Source organism: Thalassovita autumnalis (genome assembly GCF_001458255.1).
Classification (GTDB): domain Bacteria; phylum Pseudomonadota; class Alphaproteobacteria; order Rhodobacterales; family Rhodobacteraceae; genus Thalassobius; species Thalassobius autumnalis.
In genome coordinates, this window is sequence record NZ_CYSB01000029.1 from 166,560 (window position 1) to 184,297 (window position 17,738).

A 17,738-nucleotide genomic window follows, 5' to 3' on the forward strand; every position below is an offset into this window, starting at 1 on the left:
AGTGTTAGGCGTCTCTTATTGGGGTTCGGTCGTTGAGGAAAGGGCTAAGCGTTATCCGCTGAACGATCCTTCTGACGATCCGCGCGCTGGATGTCCCGCATCATGCGATACACGTCGCGCCCATCGGCTATGCGCTCAAACCCGATTGGCACCAGATAAGATCCGTTTTTGGTCCGTTTCCGCTTGTTGGCAAAATGGACCGAGGCCAGCGGTTCATCAACAAACTCCAGCACCATTTCACGGGTGATCGGATAGCTTTGCAGCTTTTTGCCGACAATTGGCATGTCCGATGCGATGAAGGCGCGTTGATTGGTCAGCGTGTACCAGGTGTGGCGGCGTTTGTAGGCCGGTCCCCAGATGCCGCCGAAACTGATGCCCACCCCGACGCTGAAATGCAGCAGGCCGAACATCCAAAAGGCCCCACCGGCCTGGCTGGCCATGATCATCCAAAACAGGGCAAAACCGGCAAACATCAGGCCAAAGAAAAACATCATCACATTGCGCGGGCGGAACACGATGGCGCCATCGGGGCGCCCCTGCCAGAGGATTTCTTCGCCGGGGTCCAACAGGCCTTCCCAGCCGCTTGTCTGTTCTGACATCTGTGACCTCCCTCTGCTGCCGTGACGGTTTAACCAGCCACGGCTTTTGCGCGTTCTATCCGGGCAATAGTGTCATCCCGATCCTGTTGAAATTTCAACAGGTGTTTGTCACCAGACAGGGTGACCACCTGCACGGCCGAGCCCAGCTTGCGGATTTTGGCGATCTCACCCAGCCGCACGGCGCGGCCCTGCGGGCCCAAAAGGCGGGTTTCCGTCAGGTCCCAACGGGCCTTCAACTCATCCGAGGCCAGATAAAATCCGCGCACTGCAATGGCCGCCAAGCCACCAATGGCGCCGGTCCAGACATGTGGATTGCCTAGCAACATCAAAATCGCCATTCCACAGCCCATCGCCCCTGCCGCCAGCCAAGCATGATCGCGCCAATAGGCCGAACCGCAGGGGTAAAAGGAATGCTGGACGTTTTCACCATCCTCTAGGGCGGTGGTTGGTGTCATCTCAGGCTGCATCAGGTTCCTCCTGCCACGGCGGCATAAACCGCGACCAAGCCCAGCAGGACCATCACAGCCACAAGCCAGGCGACCCAGCGCGGGGCTTTCGCAGGCTCAGCGGGGGGCGCATCAGCCAGCTGGCCTTTGGCTGCCTCAGATCGCAGCGGGGTAAATTCCAGATCGGGGATATCTTCGTCCCAGGCACCGACAGGCGTCAGAACCTCCGCCGGCTGAAGGGTCAGCACCTGATCCCGGAAGGCACCGGGATAAAGCAGCAGCACAACGCCGCTCAGCGCTTCCAGGCGGGCGCGATCAGGCTCAACCGCCTCGGCGGGCAAGCCGTTGGCTTTGACCAGATAGTTTACCAGACCGAAGTTCGACAGATCCTCAAGATCAAACACCTCAACCCGGGTGGCATCAATCGCTGGCGCGCCAAGGATGTCAGCCAGATAGCCCTCAGCCAGTCCCGGTTCTGCTTCGGCAAGGATAGCCTGCAAACGATCGAGTTCAGCCCGGTCGGCCGCAACGCTGAACATGCGCACACCGCGCAATTCATCAGGTCGGACAGAGAGGAGATCCATCATGTTCCGGCCCCTTCGCGGGATAATCGCCCGTCAGCCATCAGCTGATCCACACCATCACGCCAACAAAGATAAACATGACCAGAAGCGCGATTGAGGCCACGCGGCCCGACATACGCGGATCTTTAGGATCTTCCATAATCAGACCTCCACGTCTTTGGTTGCTGCAAGCGCCGCCCGCAGGTTGCGTGCCAAAAGGTCCATCGCTGCCATACGTACAGCCACACCCATTTCCACCTGTTCCTGAATGACCGAACGGTTGATGTCATCGGCAATGGTGCCGTCAATTTCAACCCCACGGTTCATCGGTCCGGGGTGCATCACGATAGCGTCGTCTTTGGCATGGCTCAGCTTTTCAGCGTCCAGACCATAGCGATGGTAATACTCGCGTTCAGACGGGATGAAGCCACCGTCCATTCGCTCTTTCTGAAGGCGCAGCATCATCACAACATCGACGTCTTTCAGGCCTTCCTCCATGTCGTGGTAAACCTCAACACCAAACTGATCGATCTGCGAAGGCATCAGGGTCGGCGGCCCAACCAGACGCACGCGGTTTTCCATTTTGCCCAACAGGATCAGGTTCGAACGGGCCACGCGGCTGTGGGCAATGTCCCCACAGATCGCAATGTTCAGGCGATGCAACCGGCCCTTGGCACGGCGGATCGTCAAAGCATCCAGCAGCGCCTGCGTTGGGTGTTCGTGTTTGCCGTCACCAGCGTTCAACACCGCGCAATTCACCTTCTGCGCCAGAAGGTCCACCGCGCCGGAATGCGGGTGCCGCACCACCAGCAGATCAGGGTGCATCGCGTTCAAGGTCAGCGCCGTGTCGATCAGGGTCTCACCTTTCTTGATCGACGAGGCCTGCATCGCCATGTTCATCACATCCGCCCCCAGACGTTTGCCCGCCAGTTCAAAACTGGCCTGCGTCCGGGTGGAGTTTTCAAAGAACATGTTGATCTGCGTCAGCCCCTGCAGCGCGTCAGAATGTTTCTGCTCGCGGCGGTTGAGGTCAACATATTGGTCCGCCAGATCCAGAATGGCGGTGATTTCCATCGGATGCAGGGGCTCGATCCCCAGAAGGTGCTTCTGCGTAAAACTCATGGCCCTCTCCAATGCGGTGTTTGCCCGCTTATAGGAAGCCGGGGACCACGGGGCAAGGCAACGCTGCGGCGCTGCGGCAGTTTGCGGTCCGTCCTTGCATTGGTCTGGGTCACCCGCCCATTCACGCACCCCTCACCAGATCGTGTATCCCCTTCTGTGCACAGCCTTTTTGCGGATCCAAACACTCAATTCATGTTGTTTTGAATGTGAGCACCGCATGGTCCATCTGGGGATCAAGGCAACGCAATTACGCTGCCTCAGAAATTGACCGGCCGTATCGGAATTACGCTGAACGGCCCTACTTCAAAGGAATGACATCATGAACGCAATCAAATCGCTCATCGGCGGCCTTGCCGTAACCGTAGCCCTGACCAGCACCGCCTTTGCCGCTGGTGTGGACGTCAACGCCACCACCACAGGTCTGGCCCTGCGCGGCTATGATCCGGTCGCTTACTTCACCTTGGGTGAACCGACCCCGGGCGACTTCCAGATCACCTCAACCTATGCAGACGCAACCTACCGCTTCGTCTCGGAAGAGCACAAAGCCAAGTTTGACGCCAACCCTGAGGCCTATGCGCCGCAGTATGGTGGCTACTGCGCTTTTGGCACTGCGATGGGCTTCAAGTTCGACGGTGACCCTGAGGTCTGGAAGATCGTAGACGGTGAGTTGTTCCTCAACCTCAGCAGCGGTGTTCAGGCCCGTTGGGAAGAGGACATCTCCGGCTTCATCGACACGGCCGATGTAAAATGGGGCGAGATCGAATTTAAAGATCCGGCCGAGCTGCAGAACTAAAGCGGCTCTCACTCACGGAAAGGCGGTCCCGATTTCGGGGCCGCCTTTTTTGTTTGCCTGAGCCAATGAATGCGCTGCACGCAGCGTCACACCGTAACGCAAGGACCACCTAGGCGACGATGCGCAGGCCAAGGAACAGAAGCCACATACCTGCAAATGCAAAAAAAACGATTTTTCCATGGCGTACACGTCCGCGCAAACCCAATGCGACCACGGATCCGAAACCGATACAGGCGGCCGCCACAACTAAGGCAACAACTATCCCCAAAGCAGGATTATGTGACTCTGGTGCATCCATAACGACAAACGCCGCCAAACCAGCGCTCATCAAAGCCGCCGCGCAGGCCACCCCGTGCCACCACCTCGCTTCAACTTGAAGAAAAGCCGCTGTCGCGGCCATCGCAGCCCCGAATAAGGGAAAAAATATCGCGATGTCTGCATTGCGTGTTGGGTAAGCTCGTAATGCGCACGTTCATTCCGGTTGCGCGGTCAGTTTTTGCGCGCTACCAATTTGGAAAAATTGATTTTGAGGATTTGAGCATGGTGGGATTGAAGGCAACTGCGAAAATCGGCATGGCGGCGATGGGATTGTTGGCACTGACCGGGTGTTTGAAGCTGTCCGACAACGCCATGCGAGAGGGTCCGAATGGTGTCGAGATCCAGATTAACGAAGGTCGGAATTGCTGGGCCAACAAGTGTTTCCGCTATGATGCAGATGAAAATGAGATCGTAGTCTCAGGCAGAGAGCCGATCACTGTTCCGGCGGGGGTGGATCTCAGCGACGGCTATGTAAGCGAGGCAGAATTCGCCGCACTACTCTTGGCGGCGCGAAAGGCTCCTCCAGTAATGAGACAGGCGGAGGGTTCAACCGACGGTGGCTCCTCCGGTAGAAACGGACATGGGACCGGAAGTGGAGGGGCCTTGTGACTGGCCTTCTCAGTAGGCCCTGCTGGGACCGTCTAAGAAATCGGTGCCAATAGCTCCTTTAGGGCCGCGTCCGCGCTGACTGTTTTTCGCACGAAATGCCAATTTACATAGCCATCCAAATATTTCGTGGATGGCCCTTTGAAGGGGCGAAGGAACGCTTTCAGGTGCGAGTGCAGGGCATTCACATTCTGGATGTGAAACGTCTGGTTGACCTTTCGTGTGCCGGGTGTTGTGCCCAGCACGACATGCGACATGCCAATGGTTTTGGCGAGTTTTGCGTATGCGGGATAGCCATCAGAACACAGAGCCGCATCCGGGCAGATAAGCGGTGAAAGGCTCTGAATGATCGTCGGATCCTTTCGGTCAGGAAGCCTTTCTGCATAGCGATTTCCCGCGCGATCTATTGCGGTCATCACAGGCAGCTGCCACTTGTTCAGACCGCGCTCTTTCAGCACTCCGAGCAATTTATACTCATACCAACGCAGGCGGGGTGGCTTTGGGTGGTTGATCGGGTCAGCCTCATGGCGCACCCATTCACGGCTACCTTTACGGCTTTCCCGGACGAAAGTCTCATCGACCTCTACAATCCCGGAAAGGGGCGTGATGGATTGCGACAAGGATCGCAGGATGATCTGCCGCCACCGCCAGACCGTGTCTTTGTTGACGCCGAGCTGCCGGGCCAGATGCCGGATGGAACTGGGGGCTACGTCGCCGAACATGTCTTCCAGAACGCGATAGAACTGATCAATGCGTTGCAGATGCGCGATTGAACTGCCTGTTCGGCCATTGAAGGTCCTGTTGCACTGATTGCACCGGTATCGCTGAGCGCCAGTGCGTGTGCGTCCCCATTTCTGACGGTGGGAAGAGCCGCAGTGCGGGCAAACACCCTCCCTTGCCGCCGTGTCGATGGCTGTATGCGCTGCAGATTGCGCGGTCATGTCCTGAACCGACTGCATCAGTATCGCGGTCTGATCTGGTGTCAGGCCGTGCAGTCGTTTCAGGATGTTCTCGAAGGTTGTCTGTTTCATGGCGCCTCTGATGCAAAACTCAGAGGCGATATTGGCCTAATCCTTCAAATCGGAACCAACCAACACGCGATACAGACATCGCGAAAAATATCATCTATGTAATCCAATTGTGTCGTAGCGACAGAAATTTCTCAGCGCAATAAATGACATCTGCGCTGATCTCTATCAAGACGGTATCACGCAGTGGAAAACATCCGCGGACTGCTCTCAATCTTAACAAGGAAACTCTCCCCTAGCGCATACACCTAGGGCAACAGCCGTTCCAGCGCAGTGCCGTTTTCCCATGTGCCATGCAGCTGACCGCTGGGCATAAGCACATAGACAACCGGATACTGGCTGCCCCAGTTCACCCAGATCACATCGCCATTGCGGGTGCCTGATCCCAGATAGGTCGAGGCGCCAACGCGCCAGTTGAACTGCACGGCATTGTCCTGTTCAGAAATCACCACGGAGCCGCTATAGGCGGAGCCATCGGGATTGCGCCCTTCAACGCGATATTGCCCGGCAACCGATTGCGCCAGGGCCATACCGGCAACCGTGCTGAGCGCGGCGCCCAGAACCAGCGCCCTGCGGATACGATCAAATGCCATCAACAAACCCTCCTGAAAATCTGTCGCCTATCTTGTCACAGATTTCCCCAAGCCCGGGTGTGATTTCTGCCGCGCCACACAAAAGGGCGCGATCTGCATCAGATCCCGCCCCTTCAAATCGCTGTACGGTGTGCGCCGATCAGTAGCTGTATTCGCTGTAGATCTTGCTTAGGTCGCCGTCCCAGTCGCCGTGGTATTTGGCCAGTAGCTCATCCGCGGGCACCTGACCGGTTTCCACCGATTCCTTCAAGGCGTTGAGGAAGTGCGTCTCATTCGGCACCAAGCCCCCGGCGCCCTCTTTGGCGCGGGCCACCAGCCCTGATTCTGAGATTTTCAGGACCTCACGGGCCAGATGGTGCATGTTGATGTTGCCGACCTGCGCCTGCAACCCATCGACCGAGGCCGCAACGCGCAACGCTTCGCGGGTTTCGGCATCCCAGCCTTTGGCCAGATCCCAGGCCGCATCCAGCGCGGATTGATCATACATCATCCCCACCCAGAAGGCCGGCAAGGCACACAGACGTCGCCAAGGTCCACCATCCGCACCGCGCATTTCCATGTATTTCTTGATCCGCGCCTCAGGGAAGGCGGTGGTCAGGTGATCCGCCCAGTCGCTGAGCGTCGGCACCTCACCGGGCAGCGCAGGCAATTCACCTTTCAGGAAGTCCCGGAACGACTGGCCCAGCGCGTTGATGTATTGGCCGTCGCGGTAGACAAAATACATCGGTACATCGAGCGCATAGTCGACATAGCGCTCAAAGCCCATGCCGTCCTCAAACACAAAAGGCAGCATGCCGGTACGCGCGTCATCAAGGTGGCGCCACACGTTCGAGCGCCAGCTTTTGTGACCGTTTACCTTGCCATCAAAGAAGGGCGAATTGGCGAAAAGCGCGGTCGCCACCGGCTGCAGCGCCAGCGCCACGCGGAACTTCTGTACCATGTCGGTCTCAGACGCGAAGTCGAGGTTCACCTGAACGGTGCAGGTCCGGTACATCATGGATTTCCCCATGGTGCCGACCTCGTCCATGTAGGAGGTCATCAGCTTATAGCGGCCCTTGGGCATCACAGGCATCTGCTCATGGCTCCAAATCGGGGCGGCGCCCAGACCGATGAAGCCCACGCCAACCTTATCGGCGATGTCTTTGACGTCTTTTAGGTGCTGGTTCACCTCATCACAGGTTTGGTGAATGCTTTCCAGCGGCGCGCCTGACAGTTCCAGCTGCCCGCCCGGCTCCAGCGAGACATTGGCGCCATCTTTTTGCAGGCCGATCAGCTTGCCCGCCTCTTCAACCGGTTGCCAGCCATGGCCATCGCGCAGCCCTTTCAGAACGGCCAGCACGGACCGTTCGCCTTCATAAGGGATCGGCTTCAGTGTGTCCTTGCAGTAGCCGAACTTCTCATGCTCGGTGCCGATGCGCCACTGGTCCTTAGGCTTGCAGCCAGACGCCAAAAATTCAGCCAACTGGTCACGATGTTCGATTGGCCCGCCGCCGGATTGAGGAATGGACATGGCTTGCTCCGTTGTTGCTGCGTGTCGCCGCTATGGTCAGGCAGATATTCACATATTCAGGCCGCAAGACTTGTGGCCAATATAGAAGATTGTCAATGCAGCTTGCGCATCTCAACATGCCACAACAGCACATCCTCTGCGAGCGGCTGATCCAGCGCGGCCTGAACCACCTTCATATCAAGGCCCGGAAGGTTCGAGAACACGTCAAAAAGCGCATCTGCGCCCTCGGCGTTCACGGGAATGTCAAGCGGCGTGGTGTCTTGCGCCAGCAGATACCAGTTCTTGGATCCATCGTCATTGACAACCATGCGGATCGAAACCAGCCCCGCGATGGCCAGCGTACCGCCAGTTTCTGGCCCGAAGTAAGCCACCCGGCCTTCGTCCACGGTCACGACGCCTGCCCCACCACCGCCACGGTCAAACCGCGCACGACGTACCGACAGGACAACCCAGACCACCCCAAGGATCGTGATCAAGGCCCCCAGCGCTTTGAAAATGCCAAATGAGGTCAGCAGCCAATGCAGGCCCAGCGCCGTCATCAAGACCGCGATCAGCACCTCGCGCCAGCGGCGCAGCCCTTCGGCAGCTTCGGGTCGCATAAAGCTCATCTTCAGGATCCTATGGTCACAGGTTCTTTCAACACCGCCACACGGTAGCTGCCAACGCGCTGAAATCCAATGGATTCATATGCCTTTGAAGCCGCATCATTATTGGAAAACAAAATCGCGGTTTTGACACCGTCTTGGCGCGCCTCGGCCAGATGGGCCGCAACCACCTGCCGCCCGTAGCCGCGGCTGCGTTTCTCTGGCGGGGTATAAACGCCACCGATCTGCACGATATCCTCAAAGCGGGCGTTGAAGGCCGTCATGGCCACCGGCTTACCCTCAACGATCAGCAGACGGGTCAAGTCGCCCTTGATTGCATTCACTGCGCGCTCAATCGCCTTGCTCGCCATATCCGCGCCGCCACCTAGCCCGGTGTCCTGCATATAGGCCAGAAACCACTGCATCAGCAGATCGATGTCCAATGTTTCAGGCGCGCGCAGGGTCACCTGCGGTGGGTCCAACTGTGCAAGTTCCAACCGATAGAGCGGTTCTGCGTGGTTGAGGGAGAAGAGATCGGCGGGCAGTGCCAGCGCGTCGATCGCCTGCAACACCTGTTCGTCAGATCCGGTGATGCCGCTGATCCTGCGCCCCGCAACACCACGGGCAAAGGCCTGCCACTCTGCCGGGCCAGCCTCAGGCGCCTGACACATGGCGTAGCCTTCATTGGTCACCCCGAAGGTCCCCATGATCTCATCCTGTTTCATCTGCACCAGAAAGAAAGTGCCATGCGGATGGTCCAGATTGCCGATCCCTGCCGTGGCAAGGTTTGAGCGTAGAAACATCGAGCTGTTTGGATGGCGCGCCAGAAACGCGCCCAGCGCAGGAGCATCGGCCGTCACGGCAGGGCGGATCATCTGCGGCCTCCCCCTCTCGCATCAAAAGGAATCGCTTACCAATCCCCGAGATGCTGCTGCCAAACGGTCAAAGCTGCAACCGCCGCCGTATCGGCGCGCAGAATACGTGGGCCCAGGCTGATCACATGGGCAAAGGGCAACGCGTGCAGGCGTTTACGCTCGCCTTCAGAAAAGCCACCTTCGGGACCGATCAGGATCGCCCATTTGTCACCGCCGGTTTTCGCCGCCTCGCCCAGCGCCTTGCCGGCGCCGACCTCAGCTTCGTCACAAAAGACCAGCTGGCGATCCGTCGGCCAATCGGCCAGCAAACGATCCAGCCGCTGCAAATCGCAGACCTCAGGCACATAGGTGCCGCCACATTGCTGCGCTGCCTGAACCGCGTGATCCTGCAGCCGGTCCTGCCGGATCCGTTCGGAATTGGTGAACTCCGTCTGGACAGGCAGGATCCGCGCCGCGCCCATTTCAGCCGCCTTTTCGACGATGAAATCCGTGCGCGCCTTTTTGATCGGAGCAAACAGCAGCCACAGGTCCGGCGGCATCTGCAACGGGCGGGTTTGTTCAACGCAACTCAGCTCACCACCGCGTTTGCCCGCCTGTTCCACCCGCGCGCGCCATTCACCATCAACGCCGTTAAACAGCGCCAGCTCTGCCCCCACCTTCTGGCGCATCACGCCAAACAGATAGTGGGCCTGCCCCTGGTCCAAGGGAACCGATTGCCCCGGCCCCAAGGGATGATCTACATAAAGACGGATTTTGATGCTCATGGAGCCATTCTTATGCCCGACCACCCCCATATGCCAGAGCCTAAAGGCCAAGTTTCGGATGCTGTCACAGGCAATTGGGTGGATCATCTGGCCCCGGCCTGGAGCCGCCCCTATCTGCGGCTCAGCCGGGCGGATCGCCCGATCGGGACATGGTTGCTGCTGCTGCCCTGCTGGTGGGGGCTGTTGCTGGCAATGCTACATGACGGTCAGGCGCGCTGGCACGATCTGTGGATCTTTGCCGGCTGTGCCATCGGCGCGTTTTTGATGCGCGGTGCGGGCTGTACCTGGAATGACATCACTGACCGCAAGTTTGACGCCGCGGTGGAACGTACCCGGTCGCGCCCCATCCCGTCGGGCCAGGTCTCGGTCCGTCAGGCGCTGGTCTGGATGGCGCTGCAATGCCTGATTTCGCTGGCCATCCTGCTGAGCTTCAACATGGCTGCGATCATCGCCGGCTTTGTCTCGGTTGTGCCGGTTGCGATCTATCCTTTTGCCAAACGGTTCACCTGGTGGCCGCAGGTGTTTCTGGGTGTCGCCTTTAACTGGGGGGCGCTGCTGGCTTGGGTTGCCCATACCGGGTCGCTGCATCCGGCGGCGGTCGTGCTTTACCTCAGCGGCATCGCCTGGACGCTGTTCTATGACACGATCTATGCCCATCAGGACAAAGAGGATGACGCGCTGATAGGGGTCAAATCCACCGCCCGGCTGTTTGCCGAAGAAACCCCGAAATGGCTGAAACGGTTTTTGATCCTGTCGGTTCTGTTGATGGCTGCCGCGGTTGTGCTGGCGATGACGGGCGGGCAGGACACGCCGTTTGCCATTCTGGTGGCACTGCTGGCACCCTGGGGGTTCGGTGCCCATATGGTCTGGCAAATGCTGCGGCTGGATACGGAAAACACCGCCGTTTGCCTACAGCTTTTCCGTTCAAACCGCGACACAGGGCTGATCACCTTGCTGTTTTTCGCCGGTGCGCTGCTGATTTGATTGCGATGTGGGGCGACGCGCCCTAAACATCTTGCGACCAAGACTAAATGACCGGACGACATGCGACTGTCTTCGTATCTACTTATTGCGGCCCCTTTCGGCATCGCCGCCGCCCTGAGCGTTGCTGCCGCCGGCGGGATCGCGAACATCATCGAAGACAGCTCTGAGCTGTCGATCCGCAACGGACTGGACGACGCTGGCCTGACCTGGGCCGAAGTGCATGCCGATGGGTTGCAGGTGATCCTTACCGGCACCGCCCCCTCGGAGGCGCAGCGGTTCAAAGCGGTTTCAACCGCCGGCGGGCTGGTCGATGCAGCCCGTGTGATCGACCAGATGGATGTTGCCGACAGTGAGGCGCTTGCGCCGCCACGTTTCTCAATTGAGATCCTGCGCAACGATATGGGGCTGTCGCTGATCGGGTTGATCCCTGCGGGCACCGACCGCGCCGCCCTGATCGACGCGGTGCGCAAGATCACCGAAGATGGCAAAGTCTCCGACCTGTTGCAGACCGCCGATTACCCGGTGCCGAAAGGCTGGGACCGTTCGGTGGGGTACGCCATTGATGCGCTGCGCCTGCTGCCGCGTTCCAAAATCTCAATCGAGGCGGGTAAAGTTTCGATCACCGCGATGACCGACAGCGCTGAGGACCAGCGCATGTTGGAACGTGAACTGACCCGTAAGGCGGATATGGAGTTGGTGCTGAACCTCTCAGCCCCGCGTCCGGTTCTGACCCCCTTCACCTTGCGGTTCCTGATCGAGGATGGCGCTGCGCGTTTTGATGCCTGTTCCGCAGACAGCGATGCCGCCGCCGCGCGTATCTTGACCGCCGCCAATGCCGCGGGTCTGACCAGCACCGCGCCCAGCTGTACTGTTGGCCTTGGCGTGCCCTCCCCACGTTGGGCTGAGGCGGCCGAAAAATCCATCGCTGCTTTGGCCGAAATTGGCGGTGGCACGGTCACCTTCAACGATGCGGATGTGTCCTTGGTGGCCGCGCTAGGCAGCGATCAGGCGCGGTTTGACCGGGTGATCGGTGAATTGGAAAACAGCCTGCCGCCGGTCTTCTCGCTGCATTCTGACCTGCCCCAGCCAGTGGCTGCGGAAGAGGTCACCGAAGCGCCGGAGTTCACAGCCACGCTTTCGCCTGAGGGGCAGGTGCAGCTGCGCGGGCGCATGGGCGGTGAACTGGCCCGCAACGCGGTCGAAAGCTTTGCTACCGCCCGTTTCGGCAGTGCCAGCGTCCATAACGCGGCCCGTCTGGATGAGGCGGTGCCGGCAAACTGGTCGCTGCGCGTTCTGGCCGGTCTTGAGGCATTGTCGCTGCTGTCAAACGGTGTGGTGATCGTGGCCCCTGACCTGATCACCGTATCCGGCAACACAGGTCGCGAAGATGCTTCGGCCCGGATTGCAGGTTTTCTGGCGCAGAAGCTGGGGGAGACCCAGCGCTTTGATATCAAGGTCACCTATCTGGAAAAACTGGACCCGATCGCCTCGCTCCCCTCGCCCGAGGAATGTGAGATGCGGATCAACGATATCCTGAAAACCCGCAAAATCACCTTTGAGCCCGGCTCCGACACACCGGCGGCCTCCGCCCAGGCGGTGCTGGATGATATCGCCACGGTGCTGAAGGAATGTGGTGACGACATCAAGTTTGAGATCGGCGGCCACACCGACAGCCAGGGCCGTGAAAGCATGAACCAGGCGCTCAGCCAGGCCCGTGCCGCTGCCGTATTGACCGGCCTGCGTGAACGCCGCCTGCTGACCGCCGCCTACCGCGCCGTCGGCTATGGTGAGGCGCAGCCGATTGCCGATAACGACACCGAGGAAGGCCGCGAGGCCAACCGGCGCATTGAATTCAAGCTGATCCGGCCCGAAGCCAGCACGCCCGAGGGCAACAGCACATTGGATGCCGTTGCCGCAGATGCAGCCGCCAATGGCACCAGCGGTGACACCGCATCGGATGAGAGCCAACAAACAGAAGATACCCCGGCCACGGACGCGGCCGCTGAGACGACAAGCGAAGGGAACTGAGCCTAATGGAGCGCACTCAATTCATCATGGCCACCGCGATCATCCTGTTTGTCGCCTTCTGCATGGGCTGGTTTGCCTATTGGCTGATCCATCGCTTCACCCAGGTGTCAAAATCCGACATTGGCGAATTGGACCGGATGGCGCAGGAGCTGCATGAGGCGGAAGAGACCCGCGATCAGGCCATCACCTATCTGCAACAGCGTGAGGCCGAGCTGACCACCCAGCTGAGCCAGACCGAAGCGGAACTTTCCGCCACGATGGAAGGCCTACGCGAGGCCCGCCATGAGGCCGAAGAACTGCGCGCCTATATCGAGCGGACAAATCAGGGTTAATCCCGAGTTCAGCAGCGAAAATTAGACAGGGCCGCACGACGCGGCCCTTTTGCGTTAATGCTCAGTGGCTGGAACACAGGCTAGGCTCACTCACCCTCGCCGCGCTCCAACCCGTCCAACTCATTCAGCAGGTCCAGCAACAGCTCCAGCTTCTCTTCGCCCATGTTGTTTTTCAGCCAGGCGTTCAGACGGCGGCTTTCCTGCAGGTTGTCCAGAATCAGCTGGCGCCCGGCATCGGTGATGCGGATCTGTTGTTTGCGCCGGTCGGTTGGGTGTGGTTTGCGGGTGATCATACCCTTGCCCTGCAGGGTCTGCAGGATCCGCGTCAGCGACGGCAGCAACAGGCAGGAATGCTCTGCAATCTCCGTCGGGTCCAGCACGCCGCGTTCTTCCAGCACCCGCAAAACCCGCCATTGCTGTTCCGTTACTCCAGCATCGGCCAACATCTGACGGATCGGCCCCATGACCTTTTCTCGGGCCCGCAACAGCGCAATCGGCAAGGAGCGGTGGGTCAGGGGTGGCAGGGTGGCTTCAGTTTCCATACGGGCGGAGCGCCTCCGATTGTCGCGGTCTATGATCTTAAGGGTTGTGACTTTAACCCGGATTTTCTTATCACGTTAAGCAAATCTTTGCATCAGGCCAAGTTGATCCTGCGCCCGCAATTCCCCGGTGCTGACATCGCGCCGCCTGCATGCATATTGAGTGAGCGATAAAGGGCGGTGGCGCCAGTGAAAGGACACGGGATGATCAATGAGCTAGCAGCGCTGGTGGGCGAAGCAAATGTGATGCAGGGCGAAGACATGGCACGTTGGTCCAGCGACTGGACCGGGGCGTATCGATTCAGCCCGCTGGCCGTTGTGCGCCCCGGCTCCACCGCCGAGGTTGCTGCCGTCGTGAAATGGGCCAATGAAACCGACACCACAATTGTCCCGGTGTCCGGCAACACGGGTCTGGCCGGGGGCACCCGTGCAGACGGCGCCGTAATGCTGTCCCTTGACCGGATGAACCAGATCCGGGATCTGCGCCCCGAGGCCCGGGTGGCGATTGTGGAGGCCGGGGTGATCCTGTCCAACCTGCATGACGCGGCGGATGCGGTCGATATGATCTTCCCGCTGACCTTTGGCGCCAAAGGCTCGGCCATGATCGGCGGTTGCCTGTCGACCAATGCCGGGGGTTCGAACGTGCTGCGCTATGGCAACACGCGAGATCTGGTGTTGGGGATTGAGGCCGTGATGCCCACCGGTGAGGTGGTTGAGATCATGAGCGAACTGCACAAGGACAACTCGGGCTATAATCTGAAACACCTGCTGATCGGCGCCGAGGGCACATTGGGCATCATCACCGCCGCAGTGCTGAAACTGCACCCGAAACCCGGCGCCTATGCCACTGCGATGGTGGCAACCCCGTCGCTGGATGAGGCGCTGGTGCTTTTGAACCGCCTGCAGGAGGCAACGGGCGGCGCTGTTGAGGCTTTTGAATACATGCCTCGCCGTCACATTGAGGTGCATCAGCAGATCAACCCAAGCGCCCGCGAACCGTTTGAGACGCCGCAAGACATCAACATTCTGGTCGAGGTAGGCGCCACCGCCCCGCGTGACTGCACGGTGGGCAAAGACGGGCAAACCCCAATCGCGGCCTATCTGGAGGAAACCCTGATGGCCATGTTCGAAGAGGGCATGCTGCTGGATGCTGTGGTTGCGCAGAGCGAAGCGCAGCGTCAGGAAATGTGGGAACGGCGCGAGGCCTCGGCAGAGATTGCCATGTCGCGCAAACCCTTCATCGCCAATGACATCGCTGTGCCGCTGGACAAGGTGGCGCCTTTCCTCAAAACCATGGCGCAGCGCTTGCCGGAACTGGATCCGGCGGCCGAGGAAATTGTGGTGGCCCATCTGGGCGACGGCAATGTGCACTATACCGTCTGGCAGTCGTCCGAGGATGCCGCATTGCGTGATAGCATCATGGAAGCGGTCGAAGATGTGGCGCTAAGCTTTGGCGGGTCCTTTTCGGCCGAACACGGCATCGGCACCTCCAAGCTGCCGTCGATGCAACGGCGCAAGAACCCCGCCGCAATTGCCGCCATGAAGGCGATCAAGGCGGCGCTTGATCCCAAGGGGATTTTGAACCCCGGCAAGCTGCTGCCGTGACCCCTGCGCGCAAGATTTAGTTGACTGCGTCAATTAACATGTGAATTAATCAGCGCAGACCAGACGGTTTTGAAGACCGCGAAAAGGCAGACGAAAGGAATGCGCTGATGACCCAACCCTTAGTGATGATTGCCGGTGGCGGCATCGGTGGCCTGTCTGTTGCGCTGACCCTCACGCAGATCGGTGTGCCCTGTGTGGTGTTTGAGGCGGTGCCTGAGCTGAAGCCGCTAGGCGTCGGCATCAACCTGCAGCCCAACGCGGTGCGTGAGCTTTATGATCTGGGCATCGGCGCCGAGGATCTGGATCAGGTCGGCGTGCCCACCAAGGAATGGGCGCTGGTTGGCCGCAACGGCAATGACATCTACGCCGAACCACGCGGCCTGCTGGCTGGCTACAACTGGCCACAATACGCCGTGCATCGCGGCGAATTTCACATGCTGCTCTACCGCAAACTGGTGGAACGTGCGGGCGAAGGTGTCGTGCGGCTGGGTCAGCGGGTTGTGGGCTATGAAAACAACGCAGATGGATCGTTAACTGCGATCATCGAACAACGCGATGGCACCACCTTGCGCGAAACTGGCACCTTGCTGATCGGCTCTGACGGCATCCACTCCCGCGTGCGGGCACAGATGCATCCCGACCAGCCGCCGATCCAGTGGGGTGGCATTGTCATGTGGCGCGGCACCACTTTGGCCAAGCCGCATCGCACCGGTTCGTCCTTCCTTGGACTTGGCAGTGACAAGCACCGGATGGTGATCTACCCGATCTCCTACCCTGATCCTGACACCGGTCTGGCCTGGATCAACTGGATTGCCGAGATCACGTTGGAGGACACCGAAGGCTATGACGTCTCCAGCTGGTTCCGCCAGGCGGAACTTGATGAGTTCAAACATCATTTCGATGGCTGGACCTATGACTGGATGGATGTGCCAGCGCTGCTGAATGGCTCCACCGTGGCCTATGAAAACCCGATGATTGACCGCGATCCGGTGCCTTTCTGGGTAGATGGCGCGGCTTGTCTGATGGGGGACGCGGCCCATGCGATGTATCCAACGGGGTCAAACGGCGCCAGTCAGGCGGTGATTGATGCGCGCGAACTGGGCATCGCGATGCTGGAACATGGCGTGACACGGGCAGCGGTGCAGGCGTTTAATGACAAACTCTGCGGTCCGGTGTCAGAGCTGATCCTGCGCAATCGCGGTGCTGGTCCCTTTGGTCTGCTGAATATGGTGGAGGACCGCTGCGGTGGCGAGTTTGACGATATCGACACGGTGATCCCAGCCGCCGAACGGGCCGAGTTCATGGCCAAATACAAATCCGCAGCAGGCTTTGCGATTGAGACGCTGAACAACGCGCCCCGCATGATTGCCGAAGGGGCGCAGGTAAAACTGTAAACGGGCCGACACAGACGCCTTGGGCCTCTGCGACAAACAAAAAAGGGCGGGGTCTCCCCCGCCCTTTGTCATTCTTGCCTGGCTTAACTACGCCAGCTGAAGAAATCCGGCCCCGCCTGCGCCAGCATATCCTTGGCCATCGCCTTGCCCAGCGCCTCCCCGTCGGAGATGGCGCAGGTACGCTCATCGCGGATCACCTCGGACCCGTCAGGGCGCAGCACTTCGCCGCGCAACCGCAGTTGACCGCCTTCCAACGTCGCCAGACCCGCAATCGGGGTTTCGCAGGAACCGTCCAATGCGGCCAGAAACGCGCGTTCGGCCGCCAGACGCTGGCCGGTTTCTGCGTGATGCAGTGCCGCCAGCATTTCGCCCGCACGATCGTCATTCTCACGCCGTTCGATCCCGATGGTGCCCTGCGCGATGGCGGGCAGCATATCCTCAGGGTCAATGGCGGAGCGCGCCACATCCGCCTTGCCCAATCGGTTCAAGCCAGCCTTGGCAAGGAAGGTTGCCTCCGCCACGCCATCCTCCAGCTTTTTCAGACGGGTCTGCACGTTGCCACGGAACTCCACCACTTTCAGATGTGGGAACCGGTTCAGCAGCTGGGCACGACGGCGCAGCGAAGAAGAGCCGACAACCGCGCCCTCGGGCAGATCCTGCAGGCTTTCATATTTCAGCGAGACAAAAGCATCGCGCACGTCTTCACGCGGCAGGAAGGTGTCCAGCACCAGCCCTTTGGGCTGTTCCACCGGCATGTCCTTGGTCGAATGCACCGCAATGTCGATGCCACCATCCAGCATGGATTGCTCAATCTCTTTGGTGAACAACCCCTTGCCGCCCAAGGTTTTCAGCGGCGTATCCGTTTTGATCAGCGCCATGTCATCGCCAGTGGTTTTGATCACCACCACCTCAAAGGCCGCCTCAGGCAGATCATAAGCCGCCATCAGGCGATCGCGGGTCTCATAGGCCTGCGCCAGTGCCAGTGGCGAGCCTCGGGTGCCAATTTTCAAGGGCGATGCGGGGGTGGGCAATGTCAAAGTCATGGCCGAAGCCTT

General features: G+C 59.6%; 20 protein-coding genes. 7 read left to right on the forward strand and 13 right to left on the reverse strand.

Annotation, left to right across the window (positions count from 1 at the left end; genetic code table 11):
- Positions 1-44: 44 nt before the first annotated feature.
- The 4 genes from TL5118_RS11150 to TL5118_RS11165 form a co-directional block, all read right to left on the reverse strand.
- Positions 45-599 carry a cytochrome b gene (locus TL5118_RS11150; protein ID WP_058245083.1) on the reverse strand — a complete coding sequence of 185 codons (555 nt, stop codon included), beginning with the start codon at positions 597-599 and terminating at the stop codon, positions 45-47.
- A 29-nt stretch (positions 600-628) separates the two neighbouring features.
- Positions 629-1,066 (reverse strand): hypothetical protein, encoded by a 438-nt coding sequence (locus TL5118_RS11155; protein WP_106404206.1) that lies wholly within the window; start codon positions 1,064-1,066, stop codon positions 629-631.
- Positions 1,066-1,632, reverse strand: a complete 567-nt coding sequence (locus TL5118_RS11160) for a hypothetical protein (RefSeq protein ID WP_058245084.1) — start codon at positions 1,630-1,632, stop codon at positions 1,066-1,068. Before TL5118_RS11160 ends, TL5118_RS11155 begins: the two co-directional genes overlap by 1 nt.
- Positions 1,633-1,770: 138 nt before the next feature.
- Positions 1,771-2,730 (reverse strand): aspartate carbamoyltransferase catalytic subunit, encoded by a 960-nt coding sequence (locus TL5118_RS11165; RefSeq protein ID WP_058245085.1) that lies wholly within the window; start codon positions 2,728-2,730, stop codon positions 1,771-1,773.
- Between the two features lie 319 nt (positions 2,731-3,049).
- On the opposite strand from TL5118_RS11165, the gene TL5118_RS11170 reads away from it, so the two are divergent.
- Positions 3,050-3,523, forward strand: coding sequence for a YHS domain-containing (seleno)protein (locus TL5118_RS11170; protein WP_058245086.1), 474 nt, complete (start codon positions 3,050-3,052; stop codon positions 3,521-3,523).
- 109 nt (positions 3,524-3,632) lie between these two features.
- Here the strand turns inward: TL5118_RS11170 and TL5118_RS11175 are convergent, their stop codons facing one another.
- A complete protein-coding gene (locus TL5118_RS11175) occupies positions 3,633-3,923 on the reverse strand; it encodes a hypothetical protein (RefSeq protein WP_058260788.1) in 291 nt (96 codons plus the stop codon).
- Positions 3,924-3,985: 62 nt separating this feature from the next.
- Here TL5118_RS11175 and TL5118_RS11180 point away from each other — a divergent pair, with 62 nt between their 5' ends.
- The gene (locus TL5118_RS11180; protein ID WP_131727438.1) at positions 3,986-4,450 is read left to right on the forward strand and encodes a hypothetical protein; all 465 of its coding nucleotides are present in this window, start codon (positions 3,986-3,988) and stop codon (positions 4,448-4,450) included.
- A gap of 32 nt (positions 4,451-4,482) precedes the next feature.
- Here TL5118_RS11180 and TL5118_RS11185 read toward each other — a convergent pair whose 3' ends face one another.
- The 6 genes from TL5118_RS11185 to TL5118_RS11210 form a co-directional block, all read right to left on the reverse strand.
- Positions 4,483-5,478, reverse strand: coding sequence for an IS1595-like element ISTme1 family transposase (locus TL5118_RS11185; protein ID WP_058245088.1), 996 nt, complete (start codon positions 5,476-5,478; stop codon positions 4,483-4,485).
- 245 nt (positions 5,479-5,723) lie between these two features.
- On the reverse strand, positions 5,724-6,068 hold the full coding sequence (lfb1, locus tag TL5118_RS11190) for an LIC10280 family protein (protein ID WP_058245089.1): 345 nt from the start codon (positions 6,066-6,068) through the stop codon (positions 5,724-5,726).
- A gap of 139 nt (positions 6,069-6,207) precedes the next feature.
- A complete protein-coding gene (locus TL5118_RS11195) occupies positions 6,208-7,578 on the reverse strand; it encodes a glutamate--cysteine ligase (protein ID WP_058245090.1) in 1,371 nt (456 codons plus the stop codon).
- A gap of 92 nt (positions 7,579-7,670) precedes the next feature.
- The gene (locus TL5118_RS11200; protein ID WP_058245091.1) at positions 7,671-8,186 is read right to left on the reverse strand and encodes a hypothetical protein; all 516 of its coding nucleotides are present in this window, start codon (positions 8,184-8,186) and stop codon (positions 7,671-7,673) included.
- Positions 8,187-8,188: 2 nt separating this feature from the next.
- Positions 8,189-9,037: a GNAT family N-acetyltransferase gene (locus TL5118_RS11205; protein WP_058245092.1), complete on the reverse strand. Its 849-nt coding sequence runs from the start codon at positions 9,035-9,037 to the stop codon at positions 8,189-8,191.
- Positions 9,038-9,072: 35 nt separating this feature from the next.
- The gene (locus TL5118_RS11210; protein ID WP_058245093.1) at positions 9,073-9,801 is read right to left on the reverse strand and encodes a 16S rRNA (uracil(1498)-N(3))-methyltransferase; all 729 of its coding nucleotides are present in this window, start codon (positions 9,799-9,801) and stop codon (positions 9,073-9,075) included.
- A gap of 12 nt (positions 9,802-9,813) precedes the next feature.
- Here TL5118_RS11210 and ubiA point away from each other — a divergent pair, with 12 nt between their 5' ends.
- The 3 genes from ubiA to TL5118_RS11225 are packed head-to-tail and all read left to right on the forward strand — an operon-like array spanning position 9,814 to position 13,145.
- Positions 9,814-10,785, forward strand: a complete 972-nt coding sequence (ubiA, locus tag TL5118_RS11215; RefSeq protein ID WP_058245094.1) for a 4-hydroxybenzoate octaprenyltransferase — start codon at positions 9,814-9,816, stop codon at positions 10,783-10,785.
- A 60-nt stretch (positions 10,786-10,845) separates the two neighbouring features.
- The gene (locus TL5118_RS11220; protein WP_058245095.1) at positions 10,846-12,813 is read left to right on the forward strand and encodes an OmpA family protein; all 1,968 of its coding nucleotides are present in this window, start codon (positions 10,846-10,848) and stop codon (positions 12,811-12,813) included.
- A gap of 5 nt (positions 12,814-12,818) precedes the next feature.
- On the forward strand, positions 12,819-13,145 hold the full coding sequence (locus TL5118_RS11225) for a hypothetical protein (RefSeq protein WP_058245096.1): 327 nt from the start codon (positions 12,819-12,821) through the stop codon (positions 13,143-13,145).
- 86 nt (positions 13,146-13,231) lie between these two features.
- On the opposite strand, the gene hpaR is transcribed toward TL5118_RS11225, so the two are convergent.
- Positions 13,232-13,687 (reverse strand): homoprotocatechuate degradation operon regulator HpaR, encoded by a 456-nt coding sequence (gene hpaR, locus TL5118_RS11230; RefSeq protein WP_058245097.1) that lies wholly within the window; start codon positions 13,685-13,687, stop codon positions 13,232-13,234.
- A gap of 201 nt (positions 13,688-13,888) precedes the next feature.
- Here hpaR and TL5118_RS11235 point away from each other — a divergent pair, with 201 nt between their 5' ends.
- Positions 13,889-15,289, forward strand: coding sequence for an FAD-binding oxidoreductase (locus tag TL5118_RS11235; protein ID WP_058245098.1), 1,401 nt, complete (start codon positions 13,889-13,891; stop codon positions 15,287-15,289).
- A gap of 107 nt (positions 15,290-15,396) precedes the next feature.
- Positions 15,397-16,683 (forward strand): flavin-dependent oxidoreductase, encoded by a 1,287-nt coding sequence (locus TL5118_RS11240; protein ID WP_058245099.1) that lies wholly within the window; start codon positions 15,397-15,399, stop codon positions 16,681-16,683.
- A gap of 83 nt (positions 16,684-16,766) precedes the next feature.
- Here TL5118_RS11240 and hemC read toward each other — a convergent pair whose 3' ends face one another.
- A complete protein-coding gene (hemC, locus tag TL5118_RS11245) occupies positions 16,767-17,726 on the reverse strand; it encodes a hydroxymethylbilane synthase (protein ID WP_058245100.1) in 960 nt (319 codons plus the stop codon).
- Positions 17,727-17,738 lie beyond the last annotated feature (12 nt).